The sequence below is a fragment of the Saccharopolyspora galaxeae genome, from assembly GCF_016526145.1.
Taxonomy (GTDB): Bacteria; Actinomycetota; Actinomycetes; order Mycobacteriales; family Pseudonocardiaceae; genus Saccharopolyspora_C; species Saccharopolyspora_C galaxeae.
This window is the reverse complement of record NZ_JADDUE010000007.1, coordinates 14,354-30,404: the sequence shown is the minus strand read 5'-3', so window position 1 is coordinate 30,404 and position 16,051 is coordinate 14,354. Positions and strand designations below refer to the sequence as shown.

General features: G+C 72.4%; 15 protein-coding genes. 9 read left to right on the top strand and 6 right to left on the bottom strand.

Annotation, left to right across the window (positions count from 1 at the left end; genetic code table 11):
• Positions 1-8 precede the first annotated feature (8 nt).
• Together cobT and cobS are read left to right on the top strand one after the other, a co-directional pair.
• Entirely contained in the window at positions 9-1,109 is a 1,101-nt protein-coding gene (cobT, locus tag INP57_RS16805; protein WP_200071199.1) for a nicotinate-nucleotide--dimethylbenzimidazole phosphoribosyltransferase, read from the top strand.
• A 246-nt stretch (positions 1,110-1,355) separates the two neighbouring features.
• Entirely contained in the window at positions 1,356-2,111 is a 756-nt protein-coding gene (gene cobS / locus INP57_RS16795; protein WP_200071197.1) for an adenosylcobinamide-GDP ribazoletransferase, read from the top strand.
• Positions 2,112-2,121: 10 nt separating this feature from the next.
• On the opposite strand, the gene INP57_RS16790 is transcribed toward cobS, so the two are convergent.
• From INP57_RS16790 to INP57_RS16780, 3 genes are all read right to left on the bottom strand, one after another.
• Positions 2,122-2,406, bottom strand: coding sequence for a MoaD/ThiS family protein (locus INP57_RS16790; protein WP_200071196.1), 285 nt, complete (start codon positions 2,404-2,406; stop codon positions 2,122-2,124).
• A gap of 178 nt (positions 2,407-2,584) precedes the next feature.
• Entirely contained in the window at positions 2,585-3,667 is a 1,083-nt protein-coding gene (locus tag INP57_RS16785) for a WD40/YVTN/BNR-like repeat-containing protein (RefSeq protein ID WP_200071195.1), read from the bottom strand.
• A 128-nt stretch (positions 3,668-3,795) separates the two neighbouring features.
• The gene (locus INP57_RS16780) at positions 3,796-4,899 is read right to left on the bottom strand and encodes a branched-chain amino acid aminotransferase (protein WP_200071194.1); all 1,104 of its coding nucleotides are present in this window, start codon (positions 4,897-4,899) and stop codon (positions 3,796-3,798) included.
• A gap of 214 nt (positions 4,900-5,113) precedes the next feature.
• On the opposite strand from INP57_RS16780, the gene INP57_RS16775 reads away from it, so the two are divergent.
• Positions 5,114-5,410, top strand: coding sequence for a hypothetical protein (locus INP57_RS16775; RefSeq protein WP_200071193.1), 297 nt, complete (start codon positions 5,114-5,116; stop codon positions 5,408-5,410).
• A 59-nt stretch (positions 5,411-5,469) separates the two neighbouring features.
• Here INP57_RS16775 and INP57_RS16770 read toward each other — a convergent pair whose 3' ends face one another.
• Positions 5,470-6,135, bottom strand: a complete 666-nt coding sequence (locus INP57_RS16770; protein ID WP_200071192.1) for a ribonuclease FAU-1 family protein — start codon at positions 6,133-6,135, stop codon at positions 5,470-5,472.
• A gap of 3 nt (positions 6,136-6,138) precedes the next feature.
• A complete protein-coding gene (locus tag INP57_RS16765) occupies positions 6,139-7,410 on the bottom strand; it encodes an APC family permease (RefSeq protein ID WP_233627745.1) in 1,272 nt (423 codons plus the stop codon).
• A gap of 331 nt (positions 7,411-7,741) precedes the next feature.
• Here INP57_RS16765 and INP57_RS16760 point away from each other — a divergent pair, with 331 nt between their 5' ends.
• Positions 7,742-9,232, top strand: coding sequence for a leucyl aminopeptidase (locus tag INP57_RS16760; RefSeq protein WP_200071191.1), 1,491 nt, complete (start codon positions 7,742-7,744; stop codon positions 9,230-9,232).
• A gap of 136 nt (positions 9,233-9,368) precedes the next feature.
• Complete coding sequence (locus INP57_RS16755; protein ID WP_200071190.1) at positions 9,369-9,881, top strand: OsmC family protein; 513 nt, start codon at positions 9,369-9,371, stop codon at positions 9,879-9,881.
• Between the two features lie 73 nt (positions 9,882-9,954).
• Here INP57_RS16755 and INP57_RS16750 read toward each other — a convergent pair whose 3' ends face one another.
• On the bottom strand, positions 9,955-10,308 hold the full coding sequence (locus INP57_RS16750) for an oxidoreductase (RefSeq protein ID WP_200071189.1): 354 nt from the start codon (positions 10,306-10,308) through the stop codon (positions 9,955-9,957).
• Positions 10,309-10,600: 292 nt separating this feature from the next.
• Between INP57_RS16750 and lpdA the strand changes: the two genes are divergently transcribed.
• From lpdA to lipB, 4 genes are all read left to right on the top strand, one after another.
• Positions 10,601-11,971 (top strand): dihydrolipoyl dehydrogenase, encoded by a 1,371-nt coding sequence (gene lpdA / locus INP57_RS16745; RefSeq protein ID WP_200071188.1) that lies wholly within the window; start codon positions 10,601-10,603, stop codon positions 11,969-11,971.
• 61 nt (positions 11,972-12,032) lie between these two features.
• The gene (gene sucB, locus INP57_RS16740; protein ID WP_200071187.1) at positions 12,033-13,871 is read left to right on the top strand and encodes a 2-oxoglutarate dehydrogenase, E2 component, dihydrolipoamide succinyltransferase; all 1,839 of its coding nucleotides are present in this window, start codon (positions 12,033-12,035) and stop codon (positions 13,869-13,871) included.
• Positions 13,872-13,988: 117 nt separating this feature from the next.
• Positions 13,989-14,873: a TIGR01777 family oxidoreductase gene (locus tag INP57_RS16735; protein ID WP_200071186.1), complete on the top strand. Its 885-nt coding sequence runs from the start codon at positions 13,989-13,991 to the stop codon at positions 14,871-14,873.
• 85 nt (positions 14,874-14,958) lie between these two features.
• Positions 14,959-15,690, top strand: a complete 732-nt coding sequence (lipB, locus tag INP57_RS16730; protein ID WP_200071488.1) for a lipoyl(octanoyl) transferase LipB — start codon at positions 14,959-14,961, stop codon at positions 15,688-15,690.
• The last annotated feature ends 361 nt before the right edge of the window (positions 15,691-16,051 follow it).

The window sequence follows — 16,051 nt, the reverse complement described above, 5'->3', positions numbered from 1 at the left end:
GGTAACGCTTGTCCACCGAGAACACCCCGATCCGCTTCGGCGCCGTGCAGGCCCCGGACGAGCAGGCGCGGCGGCAGGCGGTGGCCCGGCAGGAGCAGCTCACCAAACCGGCCGGGTCGCTGGGGCGGCTGGAAGAGCTCGGCGTGTGGGCCGCGGCCCGCCAGGGAAGCTGCCCGCCGCGGCAGTTCACCCGGCCCCGCGTGGTGGTCTTCGCCGGCGACCACGGGGTCGCCCGGCAGGGCGTGTCGGCCTACCCGAGCGCGGTCACCGGGCAGATGGTGCGCAACTTCCTCGACGGCGGGGCCGCGGTGAACGCGCTCGCCCGCGGGGCGGGCGCGACGGTTCGGGTGCTGGACCTGGCGGTGGACGCGGACACCCCGGACGTGGTCGCGGCGCGCAAGGTCCGGCGCAGCTCCGGCGCGATCGACTGCGAGGACGCGCTGACCCCGGAGCAGGCCCGCGCCGCGATCCAGGCGGGGCGCGACGTCGCCGACGAAGAGGTCGACTCGGGCGCGGACCTGCTCATCGCCGGTGACATGGGCATCGGCAACACCACCCCGGCCGCGGTGCTGATCGCCGCGCTCACCGGCATCGAGCCGGTCGCGGTCGTCGGCCGCGGCACCGGCATCGACGACCGCGCGTGGATGCGCAAGACCGCCGCGATCCGGGACGCGCTGCGCCGCGCCCGCAAGGTCATCGACGACCCGGAGGCGTTGCTGCGCACTTCCGGCGGGGCCGACATCGCCGCGCTCGCCGGATTCCTCGCGCAGGCGGCGGTGCGCCGCACGCCGGTGCTGCTGGACGGGGTCGTGGTCGGCGCGGCGGCCATGGTCGCCGAAGAACTCGCGCCCGGAGCGCGGCAGTGGTGGCTGGCCGGGCACCGCTCCGCGGAGCCGGGCGGTTCGACGGTGCTGGAGCACCTGGACCTGAGCCCGGTGCTGGACCTGGAGATGCGGCTCGGCGAAGGCGCCGGGGCGCTGACCGCGCTGCCGGTGCTCACCTCGGCGGTGCGGGTGCTGGCGGAGATGGCGACGTTCGGCGAGGCCGGAGTGGGCGGCCCCACCGCCGCGGAAGCCGCCGGCCCGGATCCGGCCGAGCAGGAACTCTGAGGTGCGGGGTGTTCTTCCCTGCGCCGGTCGGCGGCTTGCTGATCAGCGTAGATCCGGTCCGGGAACTGGTCAGCGCTGCACCGGTCAGCCCCGCAGCGGTCAGCGCGGTACCGGGCAGCCCGGCGCTGGTCGGTCCCGCACCGATCAGCGCTGCACTGATCACCCCAGCCGCGGTCGGCTCCGTACCGGTCAGCCGAGCACGGCAGTATCCGCGGTGAGCGCAGCAATCACGCACGCGAGGACGCAGTGAACGGCCTGCGGCTCGCGGTGTCGTGGCTGACCGTGCTCCCCCTGCCCGCCCGCACCGTCGACGAACACGCCTGCCGCCGGGCGATCACGCTCGCTCCGCTGGTCGGCGTGCTCGTGGGAGTGTGCGGCGCGGCCGTGCTGTGGGCGCTGACCGCGCTCGGCGCGCCGCCGCTGCTGGCCGGGTTGCTCACCGTGGCGACGCTGGTGCTGGTCACCCGAGGAATGCACGTCGACGGGCTGGCCGACGCGGTGGACGGCCTCGGCTGCTACGGCCCGCCGGAACGCGCGCTGAGCGTGATGCGCGACGGCGGAACCGGCCCGTTCGCCGTGGTCGCGCTGATCGTGGTGATCGGCGTGCAGGCGACCGCGTTCGCGGAGATCGCCGCGTCCGGCCGGTGGGCCGCGGTGGTGCTGGCCTGCGCGGTCGGCCGCGCCGGTTTCGTGCTCTGCTGCCGGCGCGGCATTCCCGCGGCGCGGCCGGAAGGGATGGGAGCGCTCGTCGCGTCCTCGCAGCCGATCGGCACCGTGGTCGCCTGGTGGCTGTTGCTCGCCGCGGCCGCGTTCTGGCTGCCCGGAACCGGGTGGCACGGCCTCGGATGGCTCGGCCCGCTCGCGGTCGTCCTGGCGGCAGCGGCGCTCGCCGCGTTCAGCGCGCACACCCGCCGCAGGTTCGGCGGGATCACCGGCGACGTGCTCGGCGCCGCCGCCGAGCTGGGCTGCACCGTCGTGCTCGCGGTGACCGCGCTGGGCTGAGCAGCGCCGATCAACCGCCCGCGACCGAGGCCACGACCTGGATCTCGGCGCCTTCCCGCAGCCGCGAACCCGCCCCGGCGAGCCCGCGGCACTCCTGCCCGTCCAGGTAGAAGTTGACGTAACGGCGCAGCGCGCGGCTCTCGTCCCGCAGCCGCCGCTCCAACGCCGGATGCCGCGCCGCGACCACGTCCAGCGCCCCGTCCAGCGTCGGGTCGCCGTCCAGGTCGAGGTCCAGCCGCGCGACTCCCCCTGCCTTGTCCTGCAACATCCGCGGCAACACCAACGTCACCTGCATCGTGATCACCTCGAGAAGGTTCCGGATCTCTAAGAAGTTCTTTCAGGATGATTTGCGTAGCGGTGCCGGTAGCGGAATCTCAGCGGCTTCCTCGCTGCCCCTTGCCGGTGTGACCGCGCTTTCTGACGTATGCCCCGTCGGCCGCGATCGACCAGGTCGGCGAAACGCCTGCGAGGACTCACAACACCGCCGCGCGCAGCGACATCACGTCCGGCAAGTGGTCCGCCACCCGTTCCCAGCTGTCCCCGTCGTCGGCGCTGGCGAAGACCTCACCGGAACGGGAACCGAAGTACACGCCTGCCGGGTCGGCGTCGTCCACGCACAGCGCATCGCGCATCACCGCGGACCAGAACCGCTCCGGCAAGCCCTCGGACAGCGCGGTCCACGAATCACCCGCGTCCTCGCTGCGGTACACGCGGCACCGGCCTTCCGGTGGGTAGCGCGTTGCGTCGGCGGTCAGCGGGAAGCCGTAGATCACGTCCGGCCGGTGCGGGTGCGTCACGATCGGGAACCCGAAGTCGCTGGGCAGGCCGTCGGCGATGGATTGCCAGGACTCGGCCGCGTCATCGCTGCGGTACACGCCGTGGTGGTTCTGCAGGAAATAGCGCTCCGGTTTGGCCGGGTGCTGCGCGACCTTGTGCACGCATTGGCCGAACCGCGGGTATTCGTCCTCCGGGAAGAAGTACGCCCGCACGCCGCGGTTGCTCGCCTCCCAGTTCCCGCCGCCGTCGGTGGTGCGGTAGACGCCGCCGGTGGACATCGCGACCACCACCCGCCGGTGGTCGTGCGGATGCGGCAGCACCGAATGCACGGCCATCCCGCCGAAACCCGGCGTCCAGTGCTCCCGGTCCGGGTTGTCCCACAACCCGCGGACCAGCTCGTAGGTCCGGCCGTGGTCTTCCGAGCGGAACAGCGCGGAGGGTTCGGTGCCCGCGTAGACGACCTCGGGCTGGTCCACCGGCCCGGGCGCGAGCTGCCACACCCGCTCCAGCGCCGCGCCGGTGTCGGCGGGGAACGCGATCGGCGCCGCGTCCGGTTCCTGCCAGCTGGCACCGAGGTCGTCGCTGGTGACCACGCTCGGCCCGTAGTGCGTGCTGGACGCGCCGACCAGCAGCCGCGGCGCGCGCCGCCGGGTGTCCACGGCCACCGCGTAGATCTCGGCCATCGGCAGGTGCGGTCCGGTCACGTCCCAGCCCGATCCGGTGCGCCGCGCCAGCCAAAGTCCCTTGCGGGTTCCGATCATCAGTAGTGCGTTCGGCATGGTTGCTCCCCAGTGAGTGATGTGCCTCACCGGGAGAAGCTACTCCGCGCCCCCGACAACGACCCGGGACGAAAGCAACGGCGCCTCTCCGACCAGCGGAAAGGCGCCGTGGGACGTTCCGGAGCCGCTCAGGCGAGCTTGGTCATCCAGCCGTGCTCGTCGGGCTCGGCGCCCTGCTGGATCTTGGTGAGGCGCTCGCGCAGCCGCATCGTGACCGGGCCGGGCTCGCCGTCGGCGATGGTGAACTCGCCTTCCTGGTGCTTGACGTGTCCGACCGGCGTGATCACCGCGGCGGTGCCGCAGGCGAAGACCTCGGTCAGCTCGCCGGAGCGGGCCTTCTTCTCCCACTCGTCGGTGGTGATCCGCCGCTGTTCGACCTGCAAGCCCAGATCCGCGCCGAGCTCCAGCAGCGACGACCGGGTCACGCCGGGCAGCAGGCTGCCGGACAGCTCCGGGGTGACCAGCCGCGCGCCATGGCCCGAGCCGAGCACGAAGAACAGGTTCATCCCGCCCATCTCCTCGACCGCGCGGCGCTCCACCGCGTCCAGCCAGACGACCTGGTCGCAGCCGTTTTCCACGGCCTCGGCCTGCGCGGCGAACGAGGCCGCGTAGTTGCCGGCGAACTTCGCGGCGCCGGTGCCGCCGGGCGCGGCCCGCACGTACTCGTGGCTGAGCCACACCGTCACCGGCTTGATCCCGCCCGCGAAGTACGAACCGGCCGGTGAGGCGATCAACGCGTAAAGGTATTCACTGGCCGGGCGGTTCACCCCGAGGCTGACCTCGGTGGAGATCATGAACGGCCGCAGGTACAGCGAACTCTCGCCCGCCTCCGGCACCCACTGCCGATCGATGGCGACGAGTTCGCGCAGCGAGTCCAGGAACACCTGCTCCGGCAGCTCCGGCATCGCCAGCCGCCGCGCGGAGCGCTGGAAGCGGCGGGCGTTCTCGTCCGGGCGGAACGCAGCGACCGAGCCGTCGGGCTGCTGGTACGCCTTCAGGCCCTCGAAGATCGCCTGCGCGTAGTGCAGCACGGTGGTCGCCGGGTCCAGCTCCAGCGAGTGGTACGCCTCGACCTGCGCGTCGTGCCAGCCCCGCTCGGCGGAGTAGCGCGCGGTCGCCATGTGGTCGGTGAAGAACTTCCCGAAACCCGGGTTAGCCAGTACCTCGGCCCGTTGCCCATCGGTGGCCGGACGCGAACTGGGGAACCGGGAAAACGAGAGGTCTTCGCTCATGGCGCAACCGTATCGCGCGCCTCCGAGCAGTGGATACCGGGACTGCAGCGGTCGGGCCTCCGAGTTTTCCCGCAGCAGCAGCAGAGTTTCCTGGCCCGGGAACGGACCGCGATCGGACGTGCCGCCCCCGTGGCGAATCGATCCGCGGCGGTGCCGCAGAACTGTCCGGAAGAATCCGCGCCAACCCTTCACGGCGACGCTCTATGATGTCGGCATGACCCATCAGAACGACGTGCCCGCGACGACCGGGCCGACGACGGTGCAGCAGGACGCGCTGGCCGCCGCGCTCGGACTGCTGATGCCGTTGGGCGGCGGGCTCCTGGTGCTGTGGGGCTACGCGTGGCTGGGAGTGTTCGGCGCGGTCGTCGGCGTGGCGGCCGTCGCGTTCTGGGGTTTCTGGTGGTACGGCAAGCACCACTCGTTCTTCCCGAAGGATCTGCGCGGCGGCAGCGTCGGCGGGATCGCCGCGCTCACGGCGCTGTTCGGGTTGTTCTTCTTCCTCGCGCTGTAACTGTCACCCGTACGTCGCGGTGAAACCGGACCCGCGATGGAATCGCCGACCGGCTCCGATCACCGCACGAGTTCGGCGGGCAGCGTGGGCAGCGGCCAGGACGGGTCGGGCCGGGCGTCGCAATAGCTGCCGTCGAACGGGAACCGGCCCGCTTCGGCGAGTCCCGCCATCCGCTCCCCTTCGGAGCGCAACCGGCGCAGGTGCGCCTCGTCGATGCGGCCTGCGGCCAGCGCGGGCGCCAGCTCGTCCTCGTCCTTCCACGCCCAGCGGCCGCCGGGGAAGACCTCCAGGTCCAGCACCCCGTCCACGCGGTCCACACCGGTGTCGTCCCGGCCCAGCGGGACCTCCAGGTTCACGTACCAGTTGCGGAACTCCCCGTCCGGCTCGAAGAACCACCACACCGACGACCAGTGCCACGCGGAGACCATCCGCAGCGTGGGCGTGCCGTGCCAGACCGACAGCGCTGGGACGCGCACGCCGGAGAACCGCTCGTGCATCGGCAGCTCCCGGGGTTTGCGCCCGTCCGGCGAGGTCGTGATGCGGATCGGGGTGCCCGCGGGAACCCAGCACAGCGTCCGGTCCGGCGCGTCCTCGACGACCCGCGCGGGGTGCACGGTCCCGAGCGACCCGTCGAGGCGCCAGAAGCGGTAGAGGATCTCCGCGCCGGGCGGCCACTCCGCCTGCGCGATGCCGGACTTCCCGCGTTCCGGACTGCCTTCGAGCATTCGTCATCTCCAGCGCCGTGCGATCGGGCCCGCGGCCAGCGGACCCGCGATGACCACCACCAACGTTGCGAGCATGGCATGGATCGACATGCTCATGGCCAGGATCACCGCCAACCCCATGCCGAGGCAGGCCGAGCGCATCCGCCACACCTGATCGCTCGCCAGCAGCACCCGGGCCGCGGCGTTGGCCAGCGCATGGTGCACCAGCAGGCAGCACGCCGCGAACGCCATCGCCGCCGCTGGCTGCACCAGCACCGACACCGCCGCGGCGAGCAGCCCGCAGCCCAGGTCCAGCAGGTAGGGCGTGCCGTAGCGGCCGTCGCGGGCCAGCACCCGCGGCAGGTCGCCTTCGCGTTGCACCGACAGCGCGGTGGAACGCAGCGATTCCAACAGCGCCAGCAGCACCGGAAGCATCGCGAGGCCGGCGCCGAGCCCGACCGGTCGCCGCAGGTCACTCGCACCCGCGGCGTCCAGCGCGTCCAGCAGCGGCCGGTCCGAAAGCGCCAGCCGCGCGGGGCCGAGCTGGTGCAGCAGCGCCAAGGCCAGCACGCACATCAGCACCGCGGCAACGATCAACGCCGCCGACGTCCCCCATCGGACGACGACGCCGCGTTGCCGGTCCCGGTCCTCGGAGGGTGCGGTGAGGCGCTCGAATCCGAGGAAGCCGAAGAACAGCAACGCGGCCGCTCCGGTGATCCCGATACCGGCGTCGCCCTGCGGCATCCCGGCCGCGGGCGCGGCGGCCGGCTCGATCGCGAAGCAGGCCGCGATCACCACACCGAGCACGGCGCAGGTGAGCCCGAGCCACAGCCACGCCGCAGTGCCGCGGATGCGCAGTCCTGCGGTCGCGGCCAGCACCACCAGCAGCACGACCACCGCGGATGACCCCGGCGGAGCAGCGGGCACCGCGTGCTCCGCGGCGACGCGGGCCACCGCCGCCAGCCCGGCCAGCTGCCCGGCGAGCGCGGTGCTCGCCCCGATCCGGCCGGGCAGCACGCCCAGCCGCGCGCGAGTGCAGGCGATCGCCGCTCCCGGTCCCCGATAGCTGCCGGACTGGTGCGCCGAGGCGAGCGCGCAGCACGCCGCCGTGACCAAGGCGACCGGGATGGCCAGCGGCAGGAACCGCCCCGCGGCCAGCGCCGCGGGCGCGAGACCGGTCAGCAGGCCCGCGCCCAGCATTCCGCCGAGCACCACCGGGAGCGCCTCGGCCGCCTGCGGCCCGGTCCGCGCCGCAGCGGGCGGAGCCGCCGTTGTCCGTGCGAACCGTTCCGCCACGCGACCACCTTCGCAAAACCCACCGCACCCGACGGCTCCGGCCGTCGGAGCCCTGCGCCGAAAGCCTACGCACGAGCGGATGCCGCTGATGCGCGCTCGGCGGCCTCTTGGCGCAATGCGGCTGCCCGATGATCGCGAGGGCGCTAAGCTCGCCGAATGCCGCAAGTTCGCGGCAGGGCACGGACCTCCCGCGGCCGCGAGGCGAGCCACCCGCTGCCGCCGACCGGATCCCAGCGGCGTTCTAGAGTGGCGGAAGGGCGACCGACCAGGTCAGGCCCGTCCTGCAGCGTTCAACCCGCCATCGAAGGCGAACCTCCCGGAGGAAGCACACGTGAGCACGCCGAAACTCGCCCTCACCGACACCAGCGCCGCGAAGCTGACCGTCGAGGCCCTGGTCATCGGAATCGTCGCCGGGGCCGACGGACCGGAGCTGGCCGCGGGCTCGGAGCAGGTAGCGGCCGGGTTCGACGGTGATCTGGCGAAGGTGCTCGGCACGCTCGGCGCGACCGGCAAGGCCGACGAGGTGGTCAAGCTCCCGGCGGGCAACGGCCTGCGCGCGGACGTGCTGCTGGCCACCGGGCTCGGCAAGGTCACCGGCGAAGCACCGACCGGGGAGACGGTGCGCCGCGCCTCCGGTGCCGCGGCCCGCGCGCTGGCCGGTTTCTCGCACGCGGCGACCACCCTCGGTGCGCTCGACCTGTCCGCGGCGGTGCAGGGCACCGTGCTCGGCGCCTACTCGTTCCGGCAGTACAAGTCCGAACGCGGCGACGACCCGGTGGCCAAGGTCGACGTGGTGGTGCCGGACGCCAAGGACGAGGCGGCCAAGTCCGCGCTCAAGGGCGGCTCGGTGATCGGCGAGTCGGTCGGCGCGGCCCGCGACCTGATCAACACCCCGCCGAACGACCTGTACCCGGCCTCGTTCGCCGACCGCGCCGCGGAACTGGCCCGCTCGGCCGGGCTGGAGGTCGAGGTGCTCGACGACGCGGCGCTGCGCAAGGCCGGTTACGGCGGAATCCTCGGCGTCGGCGCCGGGTCGACCCGCCCGCCGCGGCTGGTGCGGCTGCGGCACAAGGGGCCGAAGGCGGCGAAGAAGGTCGCGCTGGTCGGCAAGGGCGTCACCTTCGACACCGGCGGCATCTCGCTCAAGCCCGCCGCCACGATGGACGAGATGACCTCGGACATGTCCGGGGCCGCCGCGGTGATCGCCACGATGGTGCTGGTCGCGAAGCTGAACTATCCGCTGGAGGTCACCGCCACGGTGCCGATGGTGGAGAACATGCCCTCCGGCAACGCCTACCGGCCCGGCGACGTGCTGACGATGTACGGCGGCAAGACCGTCGAGGTGCTCAACACCGACGCGGAAGGCCGGCTGATCCTGGCCGACGCGATGGTGCGCGCCGCCGAGGACGAGCCGGACTACCTGATCGAGACCTCGACGCTCACCGGTGCGCAGGTCGTCGCGCTGGGCAAGCGCACCCCGGCGGTGATGGGCAGCGAGGACTTCCGGGACCGGGTCGCCCGGCTCTCGCAGGCTTCCGGCGAGGGCGCGTGGCCGATGCCGCTGCCGGACGAGCTGCGTGGCGACCTGGACTCCAAGCTCGCCGACATCGCCAACGTCCCGGGGCACCGCTGGGGCGGGATGCTCGCGGCGGGCCATTTCCTGCAGGAGTTCGTGGCAGGCGAGCTGCCGTGGGCGCACCTCGACGTGGCGGGCCCGGCGTACAACTCGAACTCGCCGTGGGGCTACACCCCGAAGGGCGGCACCGGCGTGCCGGTTCGCACGATCGCGGCCGTGCTGGCCGACATCGCCGAGAACGGCTGACACACCTACCTCGGCGGCCTTCTCGCTGCCCCTTGCCGGTGTGACCGCGATTTCTGACGTGGCTCCGCCCGGGGCCGGTGTGAACTCATCCGCGAAAGGAGTCCACACCGGCCCCGGGCGATGCCAGGATGGCCGGGTGAGCGAACCCAGCGGGCGCAGCAGACCGGACGGCACCGCACCGACTCGGCACGGTTTCGCGGTCGAGGTGGTGTGGACCGGCAACACCGGCGCCGGGACCAGCAGTTATCACAGCTACGAGCGCACCCACGAGGTCCGCTCCCCCGGCAAGAACTCCATCGAGGCATCCGCGGACCCCGCCTTCCTCGGCGATCCGGACCGCTACAACCCGGAGGAACTGCTGGTCGCCTCGCTGTCGCAGTGCCACATGCTGTGGTTCCTGCACTTGGCGGCCGAGCACGGCGTCGTCGTGATCGGCTACCACGACCGGGCGCGCGGCACGCTGGCGGAGAACTCCGACGGTTCCGGGCAGTTCAGCGAAGTGGTGCTCAACCCGGAGGTCGCCGTCGAGGACCTGGCCAGCGTCGATGCGGCCGAGGCGCTGCACCGGCGGGCGCACGAGCTGTGCTACGTCGCGAAATCGGTGAACTTCCCGGTGCGCCTGGTCCCGTCCACGCGAGTCGCGAACTAGCGACCCAGTCGCGACGGCGCGCGCACGCGCGTTGCGGAACTCTTCGCAGTGGCGCCGCCGAGCACGCACATTCCTAGCCGATGTCCCCGAGGTCTCTGCGGCGTTGTTCGCGCCGCCGCAGGATCCGTTGCCGCGCCTGGTAATCCCGCATCCGCTGCGGGTAGCCGAGCTTGGCGACCTCGTAGCAGGGCATCCCGAGCCGGTGGGCGAACCGGAACGCCGCGCGCGGCCCGTCCACTCGCCGCCTGGTCCATTCCCCGTCATGCGCGACCAGCAATAACGTGGTTTCGGTGACGTTGGTTCGCGGCTCCAGGAAAGCCTCGACGCCGTAATGACCTTCCGCCCACGCACGCAGGTGCTCGGAATCGCGGGAAGTGGCCGATCCGGCCGGGCGCCGCCGTCGCCGGAAACGATCGAACAGTCCCACCGCATTCGCCTTCCCGCGAGCGTCGCGGGCCGCCGGGTACCAGGCCGGACGGCGTTCCGCCGACTCGTGCAACTCCTGTTCGCGATGATGCCACCGCGACGCTGAGCGGAGGCTGAGAATGCGCCGAAAACGATCCAGTGGCATCCGGCACGTTCCGCTGATCCCCGGCGAGCCCACGTCGCATCGTTCCTTCGGGTGGTGACAAGATGTCTCCCGGGTGTTCCGCGCCTCGTGCGACAGCCGGGCCGGGCGGCACCGAAGCGAGTCAACGATGGCTGTCGAGGAGTGCGAAGTGACCGACACGTCCGCCGATCTGGTCATTCTCGGCGGCGGTTCGGGCGGCTACGCCTGCGCTTTCCGCGCGGCTGAGCTGGGCCTGTCCGTCGTCCTCATCGAAAAGGACAAGCTCGGTGGGACCTGCTTGCACCGCGGGTGCATTCCCACCAAGGCTCTGCTGCACGCCGCGGAGGTGGCCGATTCGGCCCGCGACGGCGATCAGTTCGGCGTCAAGACCTCGCTCGAGGGCATCGACATCAACGGGGTCAACTCCTACAAGGACGGCGTCGTCACCAAGCTGCACAAGGGCCTGCAGGGCTTGGCCAAGGCGCACCAGGTCCAGCTGGTCGAGGGTGCGGGCAAGCTGGTGGACCGCAACACCGTCGATGTCGGCGGCACCCGCTACACCGGCAAGAACGTCGTGCTGGCCACCGGCTCGTACTCCAAGTCGCTGCCGGGCCTGGAGCTGGGCGGGCGGGTCATCGCCAGCGAGGAAGCGCTGAACCTGGACTACGTGCCGGACAAGGTCGTGGTGCTCGGCGGCGGTGTGATCGGCGTGGAGTTCGCCAGCGTGTGGCGCTCCTTCGGCGCCGAGGTCACGATCGTCGAGGCGCTGCCGCACCTGGTGCCGAACGAGGACGAGTTCGCCTCCAAGCAGCTCGAGCGGTCGTTCCGCAAGCGCGGCATCAAGTTCAAGACCGGCGTGAAGTTCACCGGCGCGCAGCAGACCGACTCCGGCGTTTCGGTGAGCCTGGAAAGCGGCGACCAGCTCGACGCGGACCTGCTGCTGGTGGCGGTCGGGCGCGGGCCGAGCACCGCGGGCCTCGGTTACGAGGAGGCCGGGGTCGCGATGGAGCGCGGCTTCGTCACCACCGACGACCGGCTGCGCACCAGCCTCGACGGGGTGTACGCGGTCGGTGACATCGTGCCGGGGCTGCAGCTGGCGCACCGCGGGTTCCAGCAGGGCGTGTTCATCGCCGAGGAGATCGCCGGGCTGAACCCGGCCCCGATCGACGAGGCGGGCATCCCGCGGGTCACCTACAGCCACCCGGAGGTCGCCTCGGTCGGGCTGACCGAAGCCGCGGCCAAGGAACAGTACGGCGAGGTGCAGACGTTCACCTACGACCTCGCGGGCAACGGCAAGAGCCAGATCCTGAAGACGGCCGGGGCGGTCAAGCTGGTCCGCGCCGCCGACGGTCCGGTGCTGGGCCTGCACCTGGTCGGCGACCGGGTCGGCGAGCTCATCGGTGAAGCCCAGCTGATCTACAACTGGGAGGCGCTGCCGGAGGACGTGGCACCGCTGGTGCACGCCCACCCCACGCAGACCGAGGCGCTCGGCGAGGCCCACCTGGCGCTGGCAGGCAAGCCGCTGCACGTGCACGGCTGAGCCGCGCCCGGTCCCGCACCCGCACCACACCCCGCCACACCGCACTAGGAGTCAGCGACCGATGTCCTTCTCCGTCCAGATGCCCGCGCTAGGAGAGAGCGTCAGCGAGGGCACGATCACCCGGTGGCTCAAGCAGATCGGCGACACCGTCGAGGTCGACGAACCGCTGCTGGAAGTCTCCACCGACAAGGTCGACACCGAGATCCCGTCCCCGAGCGCAGGCGTGTTGCAGCAGATCGTCGCGCAGGAGGACGACACGGTCGAGGTCGGCGCCCAGCTCGCCGTGATCGGTGACAGCGCTGCGGGCGGGGAGTCCGCCCCGGCGCAGGAGGCACCCCAGCAGGAAGCTCCCCAGCAGGCAGCGCCGCAGCAACAAGCGCCGCAGCAGGAAGCAGCGCAGCCGTCCGCGCAGCAGGAGCAGCCCGCCGCGCCGTCCTCGGGCGGTTCGGCGCAGGGCACCGACGTGCCGATGCCCGCTCTCGGCGAGAGCGTCAGCGAGGGCACGATCACCCGGTGGCTCAAGCAGATCGGCGACACCGTCGAGGTCGACGAACCGCTGCTGGAAGTCTCCACCGACAAGGTCGACACCGAGATCCCGTCGCCGGTGGCAGGCACGCTGCTGGAGATCGCGGCGGGCGAGGACGACACGGTCGAGGTCGGCGCGAAGCTGGCCGTGGTCGGTGAGCAGGGCGCCGCCCCGGCGCAGCCCGCGGCCGCCACGCAGCCGGAGCCGACTCCCGCGCCGGCCGCGGAAGCGTCGGTGCCCGCTCAGCAGCAGGCCCCGGAGCCGCAGCCGGAGCCGGAGCCGGAGCCCGCGCCGCAGGCCCAGCAAGCCGCGCCCGCCCAGCAGCAGGCCCAGCCGCAGCAGGCCCAGCCCGCGGCCCAGCAGCCAGCCGCGCAGCAGCAGCCCGCTCAGCAACAGCCAGCCGGTCAGGCCCCGTCCGGCAGCACGCCGTACGTGACCCCGCTGGTGCGCAAGCTGGCCAACCAGCACGGCATCGACCTGTCCACGATCCAGGGCAGCGGGGTCGGCGGCCGCATCCGCAAGCAGGACGTGCAGGCCGCGGTGGACGCCGCGAAGTCGCGCAACGGCGCCCCGGCCGCCGAGCAGGCCCCGGCAGCGGCCGCGCCGAGCGCTCCGGCCCCGCGCACCGAGCCGTCCGAGGAGGCTCAGGCGCTGCGCGGCACGACGCAGAAGATGTCCCGGCTGCGCCAGGTGCTGGCCAGCCGCATGGTCGAGTCGCTGCAGACGGCCGCGCAGCTGACCACGGTGATCGAGGTCGACGTGACCCGCATCGCGCGGCTGCGGCAGAAGGCCAAGGACTCCTTCGAGGCTTCCGAAGGGATCAAGCTGTCCTTCCTGCCGTTCTTCGCGAAGGCGTCGGTGGAAGCGCTGAAGCTGCACCCGAAGCTGAACGCCTCCATCGACGAGGAGAACAAGGAGATCACCTACCACGGCTCGGAGCACCTTTCGATCGCCGTGGACACCTCGCGCGGGCTGCTCTCGCCGGTGATCCACGACGCCGGTGATCTGAACCTGGGCGGGCTGGCCCGCAAGATCTCCGACGTCGCCGAGCGCACCCGGAGCAACAAGATCAAGCCGGACGAGCTCTCCGGCGGCACGTTCACGCTGACCAACACCGGCAGCCGCGGCGCGCTGTTCGACACCCCGATCCTGAACCCGCCGCAGGTGGGCATGCTGGGCACCGGGACGGTCGTGAAGCGGCCCGTGGTGGTCTCCGACGAGAACGGCGGGGACACCATCGCGATCCGTTCGATGGTGTACCTGGCGCTGTCCTACGACCACCGGCTGGTCGACGGTGCGGACGCCGCGCGGTTCCTCAACACGATCAAGCAGCGGCTGGAGGACGGCGCGTTCGAGGCCGATCTGGGCATCTGATGCCGGGATTGTGATCGATCCGGCGGCGGGCCGCTCACCTGCGGGTGGGCGGCCCGTTTCGCGTCAGGCGCAGGAAAGCGCCTCGCGCGGGAGAGATCATTGCGGGACGATCGGGCCATGCGAGTGGTAATCGCCGGTTCGTCCGGGTTGATCGGCACGAGCCTAGTGGCGGCGCTGCGGCAGGGTGGGCACGAGGTGGTCCGTCTAGTCCGGCGAGCCCCGGAGGCCCCGGACGAGCGCGGCTGGGACCCGGCGGCAGGCCGGTTGGACGACGGTGCGCTGGCGGGCGCGGACGCGGTGGTGAACCTTTGCGGCGCCGGCTTGGCGGATCGTCGCTGGACTCCGGAGCGCAAGGAGCTGCTGGTGTCCTCCAGGGTGCGCCCGACCGCCGTGCTCGCCGAGGCCGTCGCCCGCCAGGGCGTCCCGGCGCTGCTCAACGGCTCCGCGGTGGGCTACTACGGGGACACCGGGCAGCGGGTGGTGACCGAGTCGACGCCGCCGGGCTCGGGTTTCCTGGCCGACCTGTGCCGCCAGTGGGAGGCCGCGACCGGTCCGGCGCTGGACGCTGGCGCGCGGGTGGTGCTGCTGCGCACCGGCCTGGTCATCGCGCCGTCGGGTGGGCTGCTGGGCCAGCTCAAGCCGCTGTTCTCGCTGTTCCTGGGAGGCAGGTTGGGCGACGGTTCGCAGTACATGCCGTGGATCTCGCTGGACGACGAGGTGGGCGCGTTGCGGTTCGCCGCCGAGAATCGCGAGGTTTCCGGACCGGTGAACCTGACGGGGCCGGATCCGGTGCCGAACGCGGAGTTCACCCGCGCGCTGGCGGCCGCGCTGGGCCGGCCCGCGCCGTGGGTGGTGCCCGGGTTCGCGCTGCGCGCGGCGCTCGGGCAGGTCGCCGACGAGGCGATCCTCGCCGGTCAGCGCGCGGTGCCGGAGATGCTGGAAAAGCACGGCTACTCCTTCGCGCATCCGACGCTCGGCGCCGCGCTGTCGACCATCGCCTGACCCGTGCCGCACGACACGTGCGCGGGGCGTTCGCCCGGACGTCTCGCGCACCGGGCGTAGCCTGGCTGCCGTGAGTCGTGCGGAGATGTCATGCCGCGCTTCGGCCGAGCCGGTCGAGGTGCGCGAGCTGGGAAGAATCGACTACCTGGAAGCTTGGGACCTGCAGCGGCAGCTGTCCGCAGCGCGCGCCGCGGAGTCCGGTCCGGACACCTTGCTGCTGCTGGAGCATCCGTCGGTCTACACCGCGGGCAAGCGCACCGCCCCGGAGGACCGGCCGCAGGACGGCACGCCGGTGATCGACGTGGACCGCGGCGGCAAGATCACCTGGCACGGTCCCGGCCAGCTGGTGGGCTATCCGATCCTCGGCCTGGCCGATCCGATCGACGTGGTGGATTACGTGCGGCGCCTGGAGCAGGGCCTGATCCGCACCTGCGAGCGCTTCGGCGTGCGCACCGGCCGAGTGGAGGGCCGCAGCGGGGTGTGGCTGCCCGCCGCGGACGGCCTCCCGGAGCGCAAGATCGCCGCGATCGGCATCCGGGTGCAGAAGGGCGTGACCATGCACGGCCTGGAGCTGAACTGCAACGCCGACATGGGCGCGTTCGGCCGGATCGTGCCCTGCGGCATCCGCGATGCCGGGGTGACTTCGCTGGCGGCCGAGGCCGGCCGGGACGTGCCCGTCGACGAGGCGCTGCCGTGGGTCCGGCAGGACGTGCTGGCCGCGGTGAACGGCGAGCTGCCGGTGGTGGACTGCGACATCGAGCGCGCCGAGCCGAGCGCGGCCGGGGTGACGCTCGCGCTGGATCCGACGTTGCGCTGACACGGCGCTCCACTCCTCGGGTTTTCCGCGATTGCGGACCACTGGAGGAGTGGGGTCATGCCGCCGTCCCGGCGCACCCCGCTCGGCACCGCAGCGGCGTCGGCGGATTCCGCCGCCCCGGCCTGCGCCGCCGTTTCGGTAGCCGAACCGACCTCGCCAGGCCGCAGGGCTGGCACCCGGCGCGCGGCCGTCGTGCGACCGCTCGCCGCGGAGGGGCGTGCGCCGCGGCGTCGTTGCCGGAGGCAGTCGGCCTCGGCTCGCCCAGGCAGCTCTACCAAGCTGACCGGCTGCGGCTTGGTGGAGCAGGACAAGCGCGGCTCGTACCCGCGGGCCGCGGTTCCCGCGCTGGTCCTGCTCACCG